Raw genomic sequence first — 18,756 nt, 5'->3', positions numbered from 1 at the left:
TCGTCTGGCACCCTGTGTGCGAGCGGTTTAACATCGGGCACGATTTGCGTAAGCAGATCGTGCCCTTTGTCTTTCTGTATTCCCTGTTTTGCATTCCTGACTCCATGTGGCCATGAACGATATTTCCGATCCCGAACAGTTCGACCTGCAAACCGCCGCGCTAAAGGTCCCGCCGCATTCCATCGAGGCCGAACAGGCCGTGCTCGGTGGTCTGATGCTCGACAACAACGCCTGGGAGCGGGTGCTGGACCAGGTCTCGGACGGCGACTTCTATCGCCATGACCACCGCTTGATCTTCCGTGCCATCGCCAAGCTGGCCGACCACAATTCGCCGTTCGACGTGGTGACCCTGTCCGAGCAGCTCGACAAGGAAGGCCAGACGTCGCAGACCGGTGGCCTGGCCTACCTCGGCGAGCTGGCGAAAAACACCCCGTCGGTGGCCAACATCAAGGCCTATGCGCAGATCGTTCGCGAGCGCGCCACGCTGCGCCAACTGATCGGCATCAGCAGCGAGATCGCCGACAGCGCTTTCAACCCGCAGGGCCGCCAGGCTGCCGAGATTCTCGATGAAGCCGAACGGCAGATCTTCCAGATCGCCGAAGCAAGGCCGAAAACCGGTGGCCCGGTCGGCGTGAACGCGCTGTTGACCAAAGCCATCGACCGCATCGACGAGCTGTTCAACACCGGTGAGGGCATCACCGGATTGTCCACTGGCTTCACCGACCTTGACGACAAGACCAGCGGCCTGCAGCCGTCCGACCTGATCATCGTCGCCGGCCGTCCGTCGATGGGTAAGACCACCTTCGCCATGAACCTGGTGGAGAACGCGGTACTGCGCAGCGACAAGGTGGTGCTGGTGTACTCGCTGGAGATGCCAGGTGAGTCGCTGATGATGCGGATGCTGTCCTCGCTCGGCCGCATCGACCAGACCAAGGTGCGCTCCGGTCAGCTTGATGACGACGACTGGCCGCGCCTGACCTCGGCGGTCAACCTGCTCAATGACCGCAAGCTGTTCATCGACGACACTGCCGGTATCAGCCCCTCGGAAATGCGCGCGCGTACCCGCCGTCTGGTGCGTGAGCACGGCGACATTGCCCTGATCATGATCGACTACCTGCAGCTGATGCAGATTCCGGGCTCCAGCGGTGACAACCGCACCAACGAGATCTCCGAAATCTCCCGCTCGTTGAAAGCCCTGGCCAAAGAATTCAACTGCCCGGTGGTGGCGCTGTCGCAGCTCAACCGCTCCCTCGAACAGCGCCCCAACAAGCGCCCGGTGAACTCCGACTTGCGTGAATCCGGCGCCATCGAGCAGGACGCCGACGTGATCATGTTCGTCTACCGCGACGAGGTGTATCACCCGGAAACCGAACACAAAGGCGTGGCGGAAATCATCCTCGGCAAACAGCGGAACGGCCCGATCGGTTTTATTCGGTTGGCGTTCCTCGGCAAATACACCCGTTTCGAAAACCTGGCACCGGGTAGCTACAACTTCGACGACGACGAGTAATTTCGACCCAGATCGGCCGGAGCCCCGCCTATGCTGCGTCGCGCGGTGCTCGTGATCTCATGGGCTTGAGCCCACTGCGGTCCCTGCGCTCCGGGCTTCTTGCCCAGACGACGCTCCGACCGATCTGGCGAGTCGAAATTAAGCCTCTTTCAGACCTTGTAGTGCGGCGAAATGAAGTCGGCGTCCACGTAGGGCGCCAGGTAGTCTTCCAGGCGCTGGCCGTCGGCACACTCAAAGTGCTCATCCGTATCGGTCAACGTATCCAGGCGGTCGATGCGGAAATTGCGGAAGTCGCCGCGCAGTTCGCACCAACTGCACAGCGTCCAGGTCTGCCCCCAGAAGAACAGCCCCAAAGGCCAGATGCAGCGTTCGCTGCTCTGGCCTTTTTGGTCTTTGTAGCCGAGCTGCAGCTTGCGTTGCTGGCGGATCGCCAGGCGTAGCTGGCCGAGCCAGTGCACGGGGTAGAGGTTGCTTTCCGGGGCGAACAGGTTATGTCGGTTGAGCTCGCTGCGCAGGTCTGCCGGCAGCACGCTGTGGATCTTTGCCAATGCCGATTCGGCGGCATGTTGCAGGGCCGGGTCGGCCCAGGCTTTGACCATCTTGGCGCCGATCATCAGCGCCTCGATCTCCTCGCGCTCGAACATCAGCGGCGGCAAATCCATGGGTTGACGCAGCACATAGCCGACGCCCGCTTCGCCCTCCAGCGGCACGCCGGACAGCGACAGGTCCTGGATATCCCGGTAGATGGTGCGCACCGACACCTGCAACCGCTCCGCCAGCCACTGCGCCGTGGTCAGGCGGCGGCTGCGCAGGAACTGCACGATCTGGAACAGGCGGTCGGCGCGTCTCATGGTTTGTCTCTAGAGGGTGGTGCTGCTATCGCGGCTGAAGCCGCTCCTACGGATTTCGCGGTCTGTAGGAGCGGCTTTAGCCGCGATGCTTTTAACAGCTCAGGACACGCTGTGCAGCCCCACGCTATTGCCTTCACTGTCTTTAATCAAGGCGATGAAACCATGCGGCGCGATCTCCGTGCGCGGTTGCACAATGCTGCCGCCGGCATTGGGGATGCGGTCCAGCACGGCGTCCAGCTTGCCCTCCACATTCAGGTATACGCGGGTGCCGCCGGTACCCGGGTGCATACCGGTCATGGCACAGATGCAGCCGCCCACGCCGCCGTTTTCTTCACCTGGGAAAATCCCCATGCGCGACATCGGCCCATCGACAATCGGCAGCTCAACGTCCAGCGCGCGCTGGTAGAAGGTGTGGGCGCGGTCGAAGTTGCTGACATACAGTTCAAACCAGTTCACGGCGTTCATGGCATTCATTCCTTGGCGATGTAGAGGGGTTGCAGGCGGGTCGTCCCTAGCTGCTGGTGGCTACTCTACGAGGGCCCTACTGACAGCCTTCTGTCAGTAGCCTGCAAAGATATTTCTGCGCCGCGCTGGGCTAAACTGCCGCTCCTTTTTTCCTGCTGTCGAGTTCGCCATGCGCCCTCTAGTCGCCACCATCGATCTGGCTGCCCTGCGCCATAACTACGCCGTCGCCCAGCGCTGTGCGCCAGGGCGGCAGGCCTTCGCGGTGGTCAAAGCCAACGCCTACGGGCACGGCCTGGCTGAGGTGGTTGCGGCGTTGGCGCAGGCGGATGGCTTTGCCGTGTGCTGCCTGGAAGAGGCGCAGGCACTGCGTGAGGTTAACGCCGACGCCCGTTTGCTGCTGTTGGAAGGCTGCTTTCAGCCGGCGGAATACCTGCACGCGGCAGCGCTTGGTCTGGATGTCGCGGTGCACAGCGCGGCGCAGGCCGAGGCGTTGTTGTCAGCAGCCCTGGCACAGTCGCTGAACGTCTGGTTGAAGCTGGACAGTGGCATGCATCGCCTGGGCTTTGCGCCCGCCGAGCTGCGAGCCTGGCATGGCCGCCTGGCTGGTACGACCAATGTCGCCGAGCTGAATCTGTTGGGGCATTTCGCCTGCGCCGATGAGCGCGGCCATGAGTTGAACGAGCAGCAGGTCGAGCAGTTTCTCGGCCTGCTGGACCTGGATTTCGACCAGCGTTCGCTGGCCAACTCCGCCGCGCTGTTGACCATCCCGGCGGCGCACATGGACTGGCAGCGCCCCGGCATCATGCTCTACGGCGCCACGCCGTTCGCCGAATTGAGCGCCAAGGACCTGGGCCTGCGCCCGGTGATGAGCCTGGCCGCGCAAGTGATTGCCCTGCGCGAAGTGCCGGCGGGCGAAAGCGTCGGTTATGGCGCCAGCTGGGTCGCGCAGCGGCCGTCGCTGATCGGCACCGTGAGTTGCGGCTACGCCGATGGTTATCCGCGCCATGCACCGCCGGGCACCGAAGTGGTGGTGCGTGGGCAGCGGGTGCCGCTGGCGGGGAGGGTGTCGATGGACATGCTCAGCATCGACCTCACCGACGTGGCCGGTGCGCAAGTGGGCGACGCGGTGGAATTGTGGGGCGCGCAGTTGCCGGTGGATGAACTGGCGCAGCGTTGCGGCAGTATTGGGTATGAGTTGTTGACCAAGGTGACTGGGCGCGTGCCGCGCATCTATCAAGCGTGATCGGCGGTCCTACGGGGGTACCGATTTTCTTGGGTTACACCAATCCTGTAGGCACCTGCAGCACATCCAGAAACAAGCACTGCTCCGGGCTCAGTGCGCCATCCTTGCCGCGCATGATGCAGCCTGAGCGGCCCTGGCTTTTCGCTTGGTACAACGCTTCATCCGCCGCCTTGTACAGCCCGGCGAACTGCTTGGCGTGTTGCGGAAACAGTGCGGCGCCGATGCTGATGGTCACGGCCAGGTTGTTGGCGCCATAGAGCACCGGGCGCGCCAGTTCGGTAAGCAGGCGCACGGCGATTTCCTGGGCGTGCTGCTCGGCTTCCGGGCCGCTGATAAGAATGGCGAATTCATCACCACCCAGACGCGCGACCATGTCGTTGCTGCGCACGTGCTCGCGCAGGCGCTGGCCGATGGTGCGCAGCATCAGGTCGCCGGCATCGTGGCCGTGGCGGTCGTTGATCGGTTTGAAGTGGTCGAGGTCGACCAGCAGCAGCGCCACCGATTCCTGGCGACGGTGGGCGTCGGCCAGTGCGTTTTCGACCCGCTCGATCAGGTAGCGGCGGTTCGGCAGGTCGGTCAGCGGGTCGTGGAAGGCGGCGTGCTGCAAGGCCTGCTCACGCTCACGCAGCTGCTGGTTGGCCAGGGCCAGTTCAGCGGTGCGCAGTTCCACCGCACGCTTGAGCTCGTCGGCGCTGGCCTGGATTTGCGACAGGCGCGCGGTCTTTTCCCGGTCGGCCTGTTGCAGGGCGGTGGTGCGCTCGTGCTTGAGGGTCTGAATGCGATAGGCGAGAGCGAAGGAGAACAGAATCGACTCCGCTGCCACAGCCAACGGGAACACATAGGCATTCCAGCCCGCCGGCTGGATCAAGCCGGTGGTGCGCATCAGCAGCAGGCCGGTGCTGCCCAGAATCAGGCCATAGCCGCACAGGTACAGAAAGGCCGGAAAGTAGTTCTGCCGCCAACGGATGAAGGCCGCACCCAGTGCCGCCGGAATGCTGGTGAACGACAGCAGGGCGATGATCCACGCCGCTGTGCCGCGCTGGCCAAACACATCCAGGGCCATCGCCACCACATACATCACGCAGGCCAGGTTCAGCAGGTGGTGGGCCCAGCGCACATAACGGCGGGTCTGCATCAGGGTCTGGGTAAAACGCGAGGCGAAAATGCCCCACAGCGACGGCAGGAAGATCCGGTCCAGCCACACCGGAACCGGGTGGTTGGGCCACAGGTACTGGAAGCCGTGGCCGGTCATGCTGACGATAAACAGCAGCGCGCCGCCGGTGGCCAGCACGTACCAGAAGTAAGCCGAGTCGCGCAGGCTGAAGAAGATGAACAGGTTGTACAGCAGCAGGGCGGTGATGATGCCGTAGATCACCCCCAGGCCGATGTTCTCGGTGGCGGCCAGCTGGGTGAGGTCATCCAGTTGCCAGACCTTGAGGGGAAAGGAGTTGCCGGCCGGGTCGTAGGTGCGCAGGTAAAAGGTCAGCGGTTCGTCGCCCATTTCCGGCAACTTGAACAGGGTGCGGCGGTAGGCATGGTCACGGCCGTCGGCGTAGTTCACCACCTCGCCGCCCTGGCGTTGCTGCCAGCTGGTGTGCGGGCCGGGCAGGTACAGCTGCATGTTCAGTTGGGTGACCGAGCCGACTTCCAGCCACCAGTGCGGCGGGGCATCGCTGCGCCGCTGCAAGCTGACTTTGATCCACCAGGGGTTGCGGCTCTGGCCGACGCTGGCCTTGCCATTGGCCGGTACGAAGCGCTGTTGCACGGCCGGATCGGCCAGGTCGGCGACTTTCAGCGTGGCGCCGACGTCTTCCAGCAATTCGATCTGCCCGTTCAGCGCCAGGCCGCTGCTGGTGCTGTCCAGGACGATTGGCGCGGCCGCAACGGCCTGGCTGCAGAACGCAGCCAGGCAGGCATACAGGCACATCTGCAGAATGTTCAGCCGCACCGCAAAACTCCTTGTAGCCAAGCGCTGCGGCCGGGCGATGAAAACTGCGTCGAGTATAGCCATGCCATCAGATTGTGATCACGGATCATATGAGACTTTTCTCGTCATCCATCGGCCATTAGCTGACTGACACAGTCGGATTCTGTACATTTTTTGTGCTATATTCCGCGCCCGCGATTTTCCATGCAACTGCCATACGGTTACCCCCATGCAAGCAGCCAAGCCGTTATTCGATTATCCAAAGTATTGGGCCGAGTGTTTCGGGCCCGCACCTTTCCTGCCAATGAGCCGGGAAGAGATGGATCAGCTTGGCTGGGACTCCTGCGACATCATCATCGTGACCGGTGACGCTTATGTGGATCACCCCTCGTTTGGCATGGCGATCATCGGTCGTCTGCTCGAAGCCCAGGGCTTTCGCGTGGGCATCATTGCCCAGCCGAACTGGCAGTCCAAAGATGACTTCATGAAGCTCGGCGAGCCGAACCTGTTCTTCGGCGTCGCGGCCGGCAACATGGACTCGATGATCAACCGCTACACCGCCGACAAGAAAATTCGCTCGGACGATGCCTACACCCCTGGTGGCCTGGCCGGCAAACGCCCGGACCGCGCCAGCCTGGTGTACAGCCAGCGCTGCAAAGAAGCCTATAAACACGTGCCGATCGTGCTCGGCGGCATCGAAGCGTCGCTGCGCCGCATCGCCCACTACGACTACTGGCAGGACCGCGTGCGCAACTCGATCCTGATCGACGCCAGCGCCGACATCCTCCTGTACGGCAACGCCGAGCGCGCCATCGTTGAAGTGGCCCAGCGTTTGTCCTTCGGCCACAAGATCGAAGACATCACCGACGTGCGCGGCACCGCGTTTATTCGCCGTGACACCCCGCAAGGCTGGTACGAAGTGGACTCCACCCGTATCGACCGACCGGGCAAGGTCGACAAGATCATCAACCCCTACGTCAACACTCAAGACACCCAGGCCTGCGCCATCGAGCAGGAAAAGGGTCCGGTGGATGATCCCGAAGAAGCCAAGGTCGTACAGATTCTGGCCAGCCCGCGGATGACCCGCGACAAGACCGTGATCCGCCTGCCGTCGATGGAAAAGGTGCGTAACGACCCGGTCTTGTATGCCCACGCCAACCGCGTGCTGCACCTGGAAACCAACCCCGGTAACGCCCGCGCCCTGGTGCAGAAACATGGCGAAGTGGACGTGTGGTTCAACCCGCCACCCATTCCCATGACCACCGACGAGATGGACTACGTGTTCGGCATGCCCTATGCGCGCATTCCGCACCCGGTCTACGGCAAGGAAAAAATTCCGGCCTACGACATGATCCGTTTCTCGGTAAACATCATGCGTGGCTGCTTTGGTGGCTGCACCTTCTGCTCGATCACCGAGCACGAAGGCCGCATCATCCAGAACCGCTCGGAAGACTCGATCATTCGCGAGATCGAAGAAATCCGCGACAAGGTGCCAGGCTTTACCGGGGTGATTTCCGACCTCGGCGGGCCGACCGCCAACATGTACCGCATTGCCTGCAAGAGCCCGGAAATCGAATCCGCGTGCCGCAAGCCATCGTGCGTGTTCCCCGGCATCTGCCCGAACCTGAACACCGACCACTCCAGCCTGATTCAGCTGTACCGCAGCGCGCGTGCATTGCCAGGGGTGAAGAAGATTCTGATTGCCTCGGGGCTGCGTTACGACCTGGCGGTGGAATCGCCTGAATACGTGAAAGAGCTGGTCACCCACCACGTGGGTGGTTATTTGAAGATCGCCCCGGAGCACACCGAGGAAGGTCCGCTGAATCAGATGATGAAGCCGGGCATTGGCTCCTACGACAAGTTCAAGCGCATGTTCGAGAAGTACTCGAAAGAGGCGGGAAAAGAGCAGTACCTGATCCCGTACTTCATCGCTGCGCACCCGGGCACCACCGACGAAGACATGATGAACCTGGCCTTGTGGCTCAAGGGCAATGGCTTCCGCGCCGACCAGGTGCAGGCCTTCTACCCCTCGCCAATGGCCACCGCCACCGCCATGTACCACTCGGGCAAGAACCCGCTGCGCAAGGTTTCCTACAAAAGCGACAGCGTGACCATCGTGAAGAGCGAAGAGCAGCGCCGCCTGCACAAAGCCTTCCTGCGTTACCACGACCCGAAAGGCTGGCCGATGCTGCGTGAAGCGCTGCTGCGCATGGGCCGTGGCGACCTGATCGGGCCGGGCAAGAACCAGCTGATTCCGCTGCACCAGCCGGCCACCGACAGCTACCAGAGCGCGCGCCGCAAGAACTCGACGCCAGCGGGTAGCCATAAGGTCGCCAAGGAAACCACCACCAAGATCCTTACCCAGCACAGCGGCCTGCCACCGCGCGCCAGCGACGGCGGCAACCCGTGGGACAAACGCGAGCAAGCCAAGGCCGCCGCGTTCGCCAAGAACCAGGAAGATGCCAAAGCGCGTCACGAGGCGGCCAAGGGCAACAAGGGCAAAGGCGGCAAGGGTGGCAAGAAGCCCGCGCGTCAGCCGGTGTTCCCGCGCTAGGTTTTTCGCCTGCAAACAAACACGCCAGCCTTCGAGCTGGCGTTTTTGTTTGGGAAAAGCTCAAGGCTGAAGCCTCTCCCACAAACAACGCGCTCCTTGTGGGAGGGGCTTTAGCCGCGATGCTTTTACTCTTCAGGGCTCATACCTTCCCGGCATATTTTTCATGCCTTGGATTTATCCCCCATACAGAACCCGCGTCCCATCTGCTTATTCGTTTAAACGCTAAAAATCCAAGTTTTAATTATTTTATTCCCGCCAATCCTCGCCATTACCTTGCCTGCACGCTTCCGGCAGCCCGCTGCCCAGACCTGATGCAGGAGTTCTCCCATGCCCGTTTCCCCGCTGTTACGCCGCGCCGCGGCTTCCACCTTGACCCTGGTGCTGGCCCTGGCCGCCAGCGGCGTGCTGGCGGGTGACCTGAAACAAATCCGTATTGCCGTGCCCGATATCAGCGCCGGCAAAACCCCGAGCGGCGCCGGGGTAGTGGACGTACTGCGCGACCGCCAGGACCTGGAAAAGGAATTCGCCGCCGATGGCATCGAAGTGCAGTGGACCTTCTTCAAAGGCGCCGGCCCGGCCGTAAACGAAGCCTTGGCCAACGGCCAGGTGGACTTCGCCTACCTCGGCGACCTGCCGGCCATCGTCGGCAAGGCCAATGGCCTCGACACCCGCCTGCTCAGCGCCACCGCCCGCGATGTAAAACAGTACCTCGGCGTGTTGCCGGGCTCGGGCATCACCTCGCTGGAAACCCTCAAAGGCAAGCGCGTGGCGATTTTCCGCGGCACCGCCACCCAACTGTCGTTTGACGCAGCGCTGGCCAGCAAAGGCCTGACCGAGCGCGACTTCAAAGTGATCAACCTCGACTACAACGCCTCCAGCGCCGCCCTGGCCGCCAAACAGATCGACGCCACCTGGACCGGCCCGGGCGTCTTCGCCCTGCAAGCCCGTGGCCTGGCCGAAGTGCCTATCAGCACCGCCGACCTCAACGGCGCGGGCAGTCTGCAGGCCGTGCTGGTTGGCACCGGCGCGTTTGTCGATGCCCATCCGGATATCGTCAAACGCCTGCTCAAAGCCCAGCAACCCGCCGTCACCTGGCTGCGCAACGAAGAACATAAACAGGCCTATGTCGACCTGGTGGCCAGGCTGTCGACCTACCCGGCGAGCATTCTCAACGCCGACGCCGGTACTCAGTCATTCGTGAAAATCTTCAACCCGCAGCTGGACCAGGAGTTCCTCGGCAACCTGCAAAACGGCGTTGACGTGGCCCTGGAGCAGAAGCTGATTCGCAAAGGTTTCACGGTTAAAGACTGGGCCCAGCCAGCGTTCCTCGATGCCGCGCTGCAAGGCCAGGAAGCCAGCGCCGCGCAGGCCTCGCGTTAAGTCGTCGGGCTGGGGGAGACGCCATGCGCCGTATCGACACCATCGCCACCTGGGCTCAGGTGATTGTTCGCGCCCTGGAAGCCGACGGCATTAGCAGCGCGCCGCTACTGCGTGAGGCCGGCATCGACCCGACCACGCTGCACGACGCCAACCAACGCATCGCCCAGGCCAATATGAGCCTGCTGTGGCGGGCGGCGCTGCGTGTCAGTGGCGATGAATGCTTCGGCTTGCGAGTCGCGCGATGCGGTTATCCGACCGACTTCCACGGCCTGTCGTTTGCCATGCAAAGCAGCTTTACCCTGAGCGAGGCGCTGGAGCGTTCGATCCGCTATTCCTCGGTGATCAGCACCTCCGCCGACATGCAGATCCAGCGGCTGCCCGGCGTTACCCGTCTGGTCTATGGGCTGGTTGACGGGGTGGTGGTGGAACGCATTGCCACTGAAGCCTTTATCGCCAGTGCGGTGCAATTCGCTCAGCAAACCTGGCGCGAGGCGGCGGTGATCAAGCGTGTCTGCCTGAGCCGGCCGACACCCGCTAACCCCGAACGCTGGGCGCAACTGCTCGGTTGCCCGGTCAGCTTCGATGCCCCGGTCAACGCCATCGACTACGACAACGCCTGGTTGCAGGCGCCGCTGCGCACCGGCAACAGTGAAGTGGCTCGCGGACTGGACCTGGTGTTGAGCGACTACCTCGAGCGCCAGCGCCGCAGTAATCTGCCCGAGCGCGTACGCAGCGTGATCGCGCGCCAACTGCCCCTGGGCGAAGTGCAGCAAAGCAAGGTCGCCGACGAACTCGGCATGAGCGTGCGCAACCTGCACCGCCACCTGCACAAACACGCCAGCAGCTTCAAAGATTTGCTCGACGAAAGCCGTCGGCAACTGGCAATCACCTACCTGCGCCAGTCGCACTGCTCCATCAACGAAATCTGCTACCGGTTGGGGTTCAACGAGCCGAGCAGTTTCAACCGCGCGTTTCGCCGGTGGACCGGCTGCAGTCCGGGGCAGTGGCGGCGTGAGGAGCTGACGCAAAGCTTGATGCCTGTTATGCCGCAGCGGTTGAAGCCGGCGGCGGTGATGCAACCTTTTGCATTGGCCGTGTAACCAACGCGGTCCCTGTACGAGAGGCTGAGCCTCTCTCACAAAAGCCCCCCACAGCGATAAGTTCCGCGTTGTCCATTTCGGACCATGGGTTGTCCGCCAAAGCCCGTCCCAGCCGCTTCGCCCTCCCTAGTATCAGCAGCCACTACCGAGATGCCGGGCCCACGATGGGACCCGCGCCGTTCTCCCAAGGAGCTGGCATGAACCGTTCACCCTACTGGCCGCAGTCGGCCCTCAAACCGTTAACCCTCGCCGTGCTGCTGGCCCTGCCTGGCGTGTTGCTGGCAGCCGAAACCGCACCTGCTCAAGAGTCTGAGACCAGCGCCGAACAGGACGCACCCAAACTCAAGACGGTGGTGGTCACCGCCCGCCGGCGTGCCGAGGCCGCGCAGGAAGTGCCCACGCCTATCACTACCCTGACTGGCGCCAACCTGGAAACCCAGAAGGTCTACCGCATTCAGGATCTGCAACAGGCGTTGCCCAGCGTAAACGTCGCCTATGTGCACGCGCGGGTGTCGAGCCTGGCGGTGCGCGGTATCGGCAACAACCCGGCCAGCGATGGTCTGGAAGGCAGTGCCGGGGTCTATCTGGACAACGTCTACCTTGGCCGCCCGGGCATGGCCGCGTTCGACTTGCTCGACGTCGAACAGCTGGAGCTGCTGCGCGGCCCGCAAGGCACCCTGTTCGGCAAGAACACCACCGCCGGGGTGCTGAACATCACTACCCGCGGCCCGACCTTCACCCCGGAAAAGACCCTTGAGGTGTCCGGTGGTGAGCGCGGTTATTTCCAGACCAAGGGCTCGCTCTCCGGCCCGCTGAACGACACCCTGGCCGGGCGCCTGTCGTTCTACCGCACCCGCGACGACGGCTACCTGGAAAACGACTACGACAACCGCAAGCTGCTTGGCGGCGAGCGCGAAGGCCTGCGTGGGCAACTGCTGTTCAAGCCCAACGACGATTTCAGCCTGCGCTGGATTAACGAGTACAACGAAGAAAACTCCACCAGCGGCAGTGCCGTGATCTATGGCGGCGGGCCGACGTTCTGGCAGCGCGCGACCCTGGTCGGCGCCAACCCGCAAGTGGGGCGCAGCAATATCGACGGTCGCCAGAACGTCAGCGTGCACCAGAATGGCAGCTCGGTTGAGGCCAACTGGAACCTGGCGGGCGGCTACACCCTGACCTCCATCAGCGCCTACCGCTACTGGCACTTCAACCCGGCCAACGATGCCGACCAGCTCGACGTGTCGGTCATCAAGGACTATGGCTACGAAGTGCACGACCGCCAGTTTTCGCAAGAGATTCGCCTGGCTTCGCCCAAGGGCGAGCACTTCGATTACGTGGTCGGCGCCTATGCCTTCAAGCAGGACTTGGGCAATCGGATTTTCTCCGACCTCGGCCCGCTGGCCGACCTGAACCTGATTGGTGCCAACCTCAACGCGCTGAACAATATCTACAGCGAAACCCACGGCAAGGTGGATACCGAGAGCTACGCGCTGTTCGGCCAGGGCACCTGGCACATCACCAACCGCCTGGACTTCACCGCCGGCCTGCGTGGCACCTACGAAGAAAAAACCGCCAGCGTCGAGCGCCTGGCACCGGTGGGCGGTGGCCCGACCGGCGCCTTCGGTGCCGCCGTGCGTGCCTCGCAAGTGGGTGCCTACGACAGCGGCGAGATCGGTCTGCACAACGCGGCGCCGTCGGCCTTGCTCAGCCTGAGCTACCAATTTACCGATGACGTACTGGGTTATGCCTCGTTGTCCCACGGCGAGAAATCCGGTGGGGTGAACCTGGCCATTGCCTCGGCACCGACTGCCGGCGCCGACTCGTTACTGGTCGGCCCCGAGCGCGCCAACGATGCCGAGCTGGGCATCAAAACCCAACTGTTCAACGACCGCGTGCAGTTCAATACCAACATCTTCTGGACCGGGGTCAACGGCTACCAAGCCACCTCGTACTACCAGCCGCCAGGCTCGGCTACCGGCTACCAGTTGCTGACCAACGCCGGCACCGTGCGCTCGCGCGGCGTGGAGTTCGAAGCGTCGGTGTTGCCGGTACGCGGCTTGACCATCAACGCCAACGGCTCGTTCAACGACGTCACCTACCTGGACTTCAAGGACGCCCCCTGCCCGGCAGAAGCGCCCGGCACCAGCTGCGACCTCAGCGGCGAGCGAGTGGCCGGCGCCTCCCGCTGGATCGGCAACCTCAACGCCGAATACAAATTCTCCCAGGTGGACCGCTTCGAACCTTACATCGCCGGCAGCTACAGCTACCGCTCCGACGCCGAAGGCACTCTGGATAACTCCAGCCTGGCGACCATTGATGGCTACTCGCTGACCAACTTCGTCACCGGTGTGCGAATCGAAACCGGCGACGGCCTGCTGGACGCGTCGCTGTGGGTGAAAAACGCCTTCGACAAAGAGTATTACCAAGCGGTCGGCACCGCCGGCAATGGCCTGTACACCGCTTCCCTGGGCCAGCCGCGCACCGCCGGCGTCACCCTGCGTTACGACTTCTGAGGTGCCCATGAGCCAACCTAAACACCTGACCCTCGGCGCCTTTCTGATGGGCAGCGGCCACCACCTGGCCGCCTGGCGCCACCCGAATTCCTACTCCGATGGCGGGCTGAACTTCGCCCACTTCAAACGCCTGGCGCAGACCGCCGAGCGCGGCAAGTTCGACGCGATCTTTTTCGCCGACAACCTGGCCATGCTGGGTGACAACGCGCTGGGTAAATACACCGCTTTGGGTGATGTATTCGACCCGCTGGTGCTGCTCTCCGGTCTGGCCACCGTGACGGAGCACATCGGCCTGATTTCCACGGTGTCCACCAGCTACAACGAGCCCTACCTGCTGGCCCGCAAATTCGCCTCGCTCGACCACCTGAGTGGCGGTCGAGCCGGCTGGAATCTGGTGACCTCGGCACTGGACCAGGAAGCGCAGAATTTCGGTCGCGACAAGCACTTCGAACACGATGATCGTTATGCCCGAGCCGAAGAATTTATCGACGTCGCCACGGGCCTGTGGGACAGCTGGGAGGACGACGCCTTTATCCGCGACAAGGCTGCCGGTGTGTACTTCCATCCGGAAAAACTGCACACCCTCAACCACAAGGGCGAGCGCTACCAAGTGCGCGGCCCGCTGAATATTCCGCGCTCGCCACAGGGCTACCCGGTACTGATTCAGGCCGGCTCTTCCGAGCCCGGCAAAGTGCTCGCCGCGCGTACCGCCGAAGTGGTGTTCACCGCCCAGCAAACCCTGGCCAACGCCCAGGCGTTTTACGCTGACCTCAAAGGCCGTTTGCCGTTGTATGGGCGTGCGGCGGATGAGCTGAAAATCATGCCGGGGATCTCGCCGGTGATCGGCCTTACCCAGAGCGAGGCGGAGGACAAATACGCGGAGTTGCAGAACCTGGTGGAGCCACGGGTTGGGCTGGGGTTGTTGGCGGGGATGGCGGGCGGGTTTGACCTGTCGGAGTACGACCTGGACGGGCCGTTGCCGGAGTTGCCGGTGAGCAATGCGATGCAGAGTCGGCAGCACCTGTTCATTGACCTGGCGCGGCGGGAGAACCTGACGATTCGCCAGTTGTACTTAAAGATTGCCGGGGCGCGGGGGCATCACACGGCGGTGGGCACGCCGGTGCAGATTGCGGATTTGTTGGAAGAGTGGTTTACCCAGGGTGGGGCGGATGGCTTCAACATCATGCCGCCGTTTTTGCCGGATGGGTTGGAGTTGTTTGTGGATTTTGTGGTGCCTGAATTGCAGAAGCGGGGGTTGTTTCGCACCGAGTATGAAGGGAAGACGTTGCGGGATAATTTGGGGTTGAAACGGCCGGTTAGTCGGTATGCGTAGGTAGTCTTTGGGCGGCCGGGGCGGGAGATAAACGCCAGATCAACAGCAGCCCTACGTTTGCTGTTTATCTCTGCGCCTGGGTCCCAGCCTGCGCTGGGACGACAGTGGCCTGGGCAAAAACCTCCGTCTTCCCAGCGCAGGCTGGGATCCAGAATCGTGCAGAAGGAGGGTGCTGGTTCCCGCGAACGCAAATCGCGCTGTTGATCTGGCTTGTGATCTTGATCTAGCAGCAGGGCAGCGAAGGGCCGAAACCTAACGCTCAGCGCACTCGGTAAAGAACACCGCCAGCGCTCGAAAACACAAGCTGGTGCGCAGCACCCAAGCTCCTGCGTCACACACCTGCCCTCTTTACGTGCGATGCTCTGCCCCACACCTCGCCATTAGCGCGATTTTGGTGCCGGGGCCTGGAGGCGGGTGGCGAATCCACCGGCCTCGCCCCGGCTGGCATAAGTCTTGCGCGGCTCACAGCCCGCCAAGGCTCGCAGGAGGCACGCCGTGTCGATTCATGTCGCATTGCACCATGTAACCCACTACCGCTATGACCGTGCGGTGGACCTGGGCCCGCAGATCGTGCGTTTACGCCCGGCTGCCCATAGCCGCACGCGGGTGCTCTCTTATTCGCTGAAAGTGCTGCCGGAAAAACACTTCATCAACTGGCAGCAAGACCCCCAGGGCAACTACCTGGCGCGCCTGGTGTTTCCGGAGAAGACCAATGAATTGCGCATCGAGGTCGATCTGGTCGCCGAGATGGCGGTGTTCAACCCTTTCGATTTTTTCCTTGAGCCCTACGCCGAAAAGATCCCGTTCGCTTACACCGCCGATGAAAAGCGCGAGCTGACGCCCTACCTGGCAACCCTCGAGCCGACCAAAAAATTCGCCGCCTATGTCGCCAGCATTGAGCGCGCACCATTGCCGACCATCGATTTCCTGGTGGCGCTGAACCAGCGCCTGAGCCAGGACATCGGCTACCTGATCCGCATGGAACCGGGTGTGCAAACGCCCGAGCAAACCCTGACCAACGCCTCCGGCTCGTGCCGTGATTCGGCCTGGCTGTTGGTGCAGATTCTGCGCAACCTCGGCCTGGCCGCGCGTTTCGTCTCCGGCTACCTGATTCAACTGACCGCCGACGTCAAAGCCCTCGACGGCCCCAGCGGCACCACCGTGGACTTCACTGACCTGCATGCCTGGTGCGAGGTGTATCTGCCGGGCGCCGGCTGGGTCGGTCTCGACCCCACCTCCGGGCTGTTCGCCGGCGAGGGCCATATTCCCTTGGCCTGCAGCCCCGAACCCTCGTCGGCGGCGCCCATCAGTGGTGTGGTCGAGCCGTGTGAGGCCGAGTTCACCCATGAGATGTCGGTGGAGCGTATCTGGGAGGCGCCGCGCGTCACCAAGCCCTACACCGATGAGCAATGGCTGGAGATCGAGCAGCTCGGCCGGCAGATCGACAACGACCTGCTCCAGGGCGATGTGCGCCTGACCATGGGCGGCGAGCCGACCTTCGTGTCCATCGATGACCCCGACGGCGCCGAGTGGAATACCGACGCCCTCGGCGACAACAAGCGCAAGCTCTCCGCCGAACTCTATCAGCGCATGCGCAAGCGTTACGCGCCCAAGGGCCTGGTGCATTTCGGCCAAGGCAAGTGGTACCCCGGCGAGCAGTTGCCGCGTTGGTCGCTGAACTGCTTCTGGCGCCATGACGGCGAGCCGATCTGGCACAACCCGGCGTTGATCGCCGATGAGCAGGAAGACTACAAGGCCGATGGCAAGCTGGCGGGGCTGTTTCTGGCCAGCGTGGCAGAGCGCTTGCAGCTCAACACCGAGTTCGTTTTCCCGGCCTATGAGGACAATTTCTACTACCTCTGGCGCGAAGGCGCGTTGCCGAAGAACGTCAGCGCCGAAGACCCGCGCCTGGGCGATGAAATGGAGCGCGCGCGGCTGCGCAAGGCGTTTGCCCAGGGCCTGGATAAGGTCATTGGCCAGGTGCTGCCGTTGGCCCGTAACGCGGCTGGCGATGCCTGGCAAAGCGGGCGCTGGTACCTGCGCGACGAGCACTGCCGCCTGGTGCCTGGCGATTCGGCCATGGGCTATCGCCTGCCGCTGGCTTCGCAGCCCTGGGTGAAGGCGGCCGAGTTTCCATTCGTGCATGCCCAGGACCCCAACCAGAATTTTGCCGAGCTGCCGCCCAGCGACGTGCTGCGTCTGCTGCCAGTCGAGCGCGGCGAAGTGCCGGCGAAAAGCGAGGAGCGCGAGCCGAAGATCGATGAGTCGGCGTCCTGGCTGACCCGCACGGCGCTGTGCGCTGAAGCGCGAGACGGGCGTCTGTACCTGTTTATGCCGCCACTGGCCGAGCTGGAGGATTACCTGGCGTTGGTCAGCGTGATCGAGGCCTGCGCCGAAGAACTGCATTGTCCGGTGTTGCTGGAGGGTTATGAGCCGCCGTCTGATCCGCGCCTGGGCAATTTCCGCGTCACCCCGGACCCCGGCGTGATCGAAGTGAACGTGCAGCCTTCGTCCAGCTGGCAGCAGTTGGTCGAGCGCACTGAGTTTCTCTATGAGGAGGCGCGGCAAACCCGCCTGACCACCGAGAAATTCATGATCGATGGCCGCCACACCGGCACCGGCGGCGGCAACCACTTCGTGCTCGGTGGTGCCACGCCGGCCGACTCGCCGTTCCTGCGTCGCCCCGATCTGCTGCGCAGCCTGATCAGCTATTGGCACAATCACCCGTCGCTGTCCTACCTGTTTTCCGGGCTGTTCATCGGCCCGACCTCGCAGGCGCCGCGCATCGATGAAGCGCGCAACGACTCGTTGTACGAACTGGAAATCGCCTTTTCACAGATGCCGGCGCCGGGCGAGCAATGCCCACCGTGGATCGTCGACCGTTTGCTGCGCAACCTGCTGATTGATGTCACCGGCAACACCCACCGCGCCGAGTTCTGCATCGACAAACTGTATTCGCCGGACAGCGCCAGCGGCCGCCTCGGCCTGCTTGAGCTGCGCGGTTTCGAAATGCCGCCGCATGCGCGCATGAGCCTGACCCAACAACTGCTGCTGCGCGCCCTGGTGGCGCGTTTCTGGCGCGAACCCTATGCGCCGCCGAAGCTGGCGCGCTGGGGCACCGAGCTGCACGACCGGTTCCTGTTGCCGCACTTTATTCAGCAGGATTTCGCCGACGTGATCGTCGACCTCAACGCCGCCGGTTACCCGCTGCGCGCCGAGTGGTTTGCCGCGCACCTGGAGTTCCGCTTCCCGAAAATTGGCGACTACGCCGTGGCCGGTATCGAGCTGGAATTGCGCCAGGCCCTGGAGCCTTGGCATGTGCTGGGTGAGGAGGGTGGCGCTGGCGGTACCGTACGTTATGTCGACTCGTCGCTGGAGCGCGTGCAGGTCAAACTCAGCGGCATGCCCCCGCAGCGCTACCTGCTCACCTGCAATGGCGTGCCGGTGCCGCTGCAACCGACCGGCCGGGTCGGCGAGTTTGTTGCGGGAGTGCGCTACCGCGCCTGGCAGCCATACAACTGCTTGCAGCCGACCATCCCGGTGCATGCGCCGCTGATTTTCGACCTGCTGGACACCTGGATGCAGCGCTCGCTGGGCGGTTGCCAGTATCATGTCGCCCACCCCGGCGGGCGCAATTACGAGACCCTGCCGGTGAACGCCAACGAAGCCGAAAGCCGGCGCATGGCGCGCTTCTTCCGCCTGGGGCACAACCCCGGTGTGCTGCCGGTGCCGGTGTTGCAGGTCAACGACGAGTTGCCGATGACCCTGGATTTACGTTTGCACCGAAGCTGAGCCATGACTTACCGCCGCCCTAAGCCGGCGGCGGGCTACGGGTGATATCCGTGGTCTGCGCTACGCTGTTTTTGACGGTTTTCTGTGA

General features: G+C 63.0%; 11 protein-coding genes. 8 read left to right on the top strand and 3 right to left on the bottom strand.

Features of this window, described 5'->3' with window-relative positions:
- Window positions 1-112: 112 nt before the first annotated feature.
- Window positions 113-1,510, top strand: a complete 1,398-nt coding sequence (dnaB, locus tag C8K61_RS19135) for a replicative DNA helicase (protein ID WP_108097883.1) — start codon at window positions 113-115, stop codon at window positions 1,508-1,510.
- Window positions 1,511-1,659: 149 nt separating this feature from the next.
- Here dnaB and C8K61_RS19130 read toward each other — a convergent pair whose 3' ends face one another.
- Both C8K61_RS19130 and C8K61_RS19125 read right to left on the bottom strand, forming a co-directional pair.
- Window positions 1,660-2,361 (bottom strand): YafY family protein, encoded by a 702-nt coding sequence (locus C8K61_RS19130; protein WP_108097882.1) that lies wholly within the window; start codon window positions 2,359-2,361, stop codon window positions 1,660-1,662.
- Window positions 2,362-2,460: 99 nt separating this feature from the next.
- Window positions 2,461-2,826: a VOC family protein gene (locus tag C8K61_RS19125; RefSeq protein WP_218277829.1), complete on the bottom strand. Its 366-nt coding sequence runs from the start codon at window positions 2,824-2,826 to the stop codon at window positions 2,461-2,463.
- A gap of 169 nt (window positions 2,827-2,995) precedes the next feature.
- On the opposite strand from C8K61_RS19125, the gene alr reads away from it, so the two are divergent.
- Window positions 2,996-4,069, top strand: a complete 1,074-nt coding sequence (alr, locus tag C8K61_RS19120) for an alanine racemase (RefSeq protein WP_108097880.1) — start codon at window positions 2,996-2,998, stop codon at window positions 4,067-4,069.
- A 34-nt stretch (window positions 4,070-4,103) separates the two neighbouring features.
- Here alr and C8K61_RS19115 read toward each other — a convergent pair whose 3' ends face one another.
- Window positions 4,104-5,996 (bottom strand): diguanylate cyclase, encoded by a 1,893-nt coding sequence (locus C8K61_RS19115; RefSeq protein ID WP_108098035.1) that lies wholly within the window; start codon window positions 5,994-5,996, stop codon window positions 4,104-4,106.
- A gap of 229 nt (window positions 5,997-6,225) precedes the next feature.
- On the opposite strand from C8K61_RS19115, the gene C8K61_RS19110 reads away from it, so the two are divergent.
- From C8K61_RS19110 to C8K61_RS19085, 6 genes are all read left to right on the top strand, one after another.
- Window positions 6,226-8,550 carry a YgiQ family radical SAM protein gene (locus C8K61_RS19110; protein WP_108097879.1) on the top strand — a complete coding sequence of 775 codons (2,325 nt, stop codon included), beginning with the start codon at window positions 6,226-6,228 and terminating at the stop codon, window positions 8,548-8,550.
- 327 nt (window positions 8,551-8,877) lie between these two features.
- On the top strand, window positions 8,878-9,930 hold the full coding sequence (locus C8K61_RS19105; RefSeq protein WP_108097878.1) for an ABC transporter substrate-binding protein: 1,053 nt from the start codon (window positions 8,878-8,880) through the stop codon (window positions 9,928-9,930).
- Between the two features lie 23 nt (window positions 9,931-9,953).
- The gene (locus tag C8K61_RS19100; protein WP_108097877.1) at window positions 9,954-11,030 is read left to right on the top strand and encodes an AraC family transcriptional regulator; all 1,077 of its coding nucleotides are present in this window, start codon (window positions 9,954-9,956) and stop codon (window positions 11,028-11,030) included.
- A gap of 197 nt (window positions 11,031-11,227) precedes the next feature.
- Entirely contained in the window at window positions 11,228-13,543 is a 2,316-nt protein-coding gene (locus C8K61_RS19095) for a TonB-dependent receptor (protein WP_108097876.1), read from the top strand.
- 7 nt (window positions 13,544-13,550) lie between these two features.
- Window positions 13,551-14,876, top strand: coding sequence for an LLM class flavin-dependent oxidoreductase (locus C8K61_RS19090; RefSeq protein WP_108097875.1), 1,326 nt, complete (start codon window positions 13,551-13,553; stop codon window positions 14,874-14,876).
- A gap of 495 nt (window positions 14,877-15,371) precedes the next feature.
- Entirely contained in the window at window positions 15,372-18,668 is a 3,297-nt protein-coding gene (locus tag C8K61_RS19085) for a DUF2126 domain-containing protein (protein ID WP_108097874.1), read from the top strand.
- Window positions 18,669-18,756 lie beyond the last annotated feature (88 nt).

Source organism: Pseudomonas sp. GV071, assembly GCF_003050835.1.
Classification (GTDB): domain Bacteria; phylum Pseudomonadota; class Gammaproteobacteria; order Pseudomonadales; family Pseudomonadaceae; genus Aquipseudomonas.
This window is presented reverse-complemented; position numbering and strand designations above follow the sequence as displayed.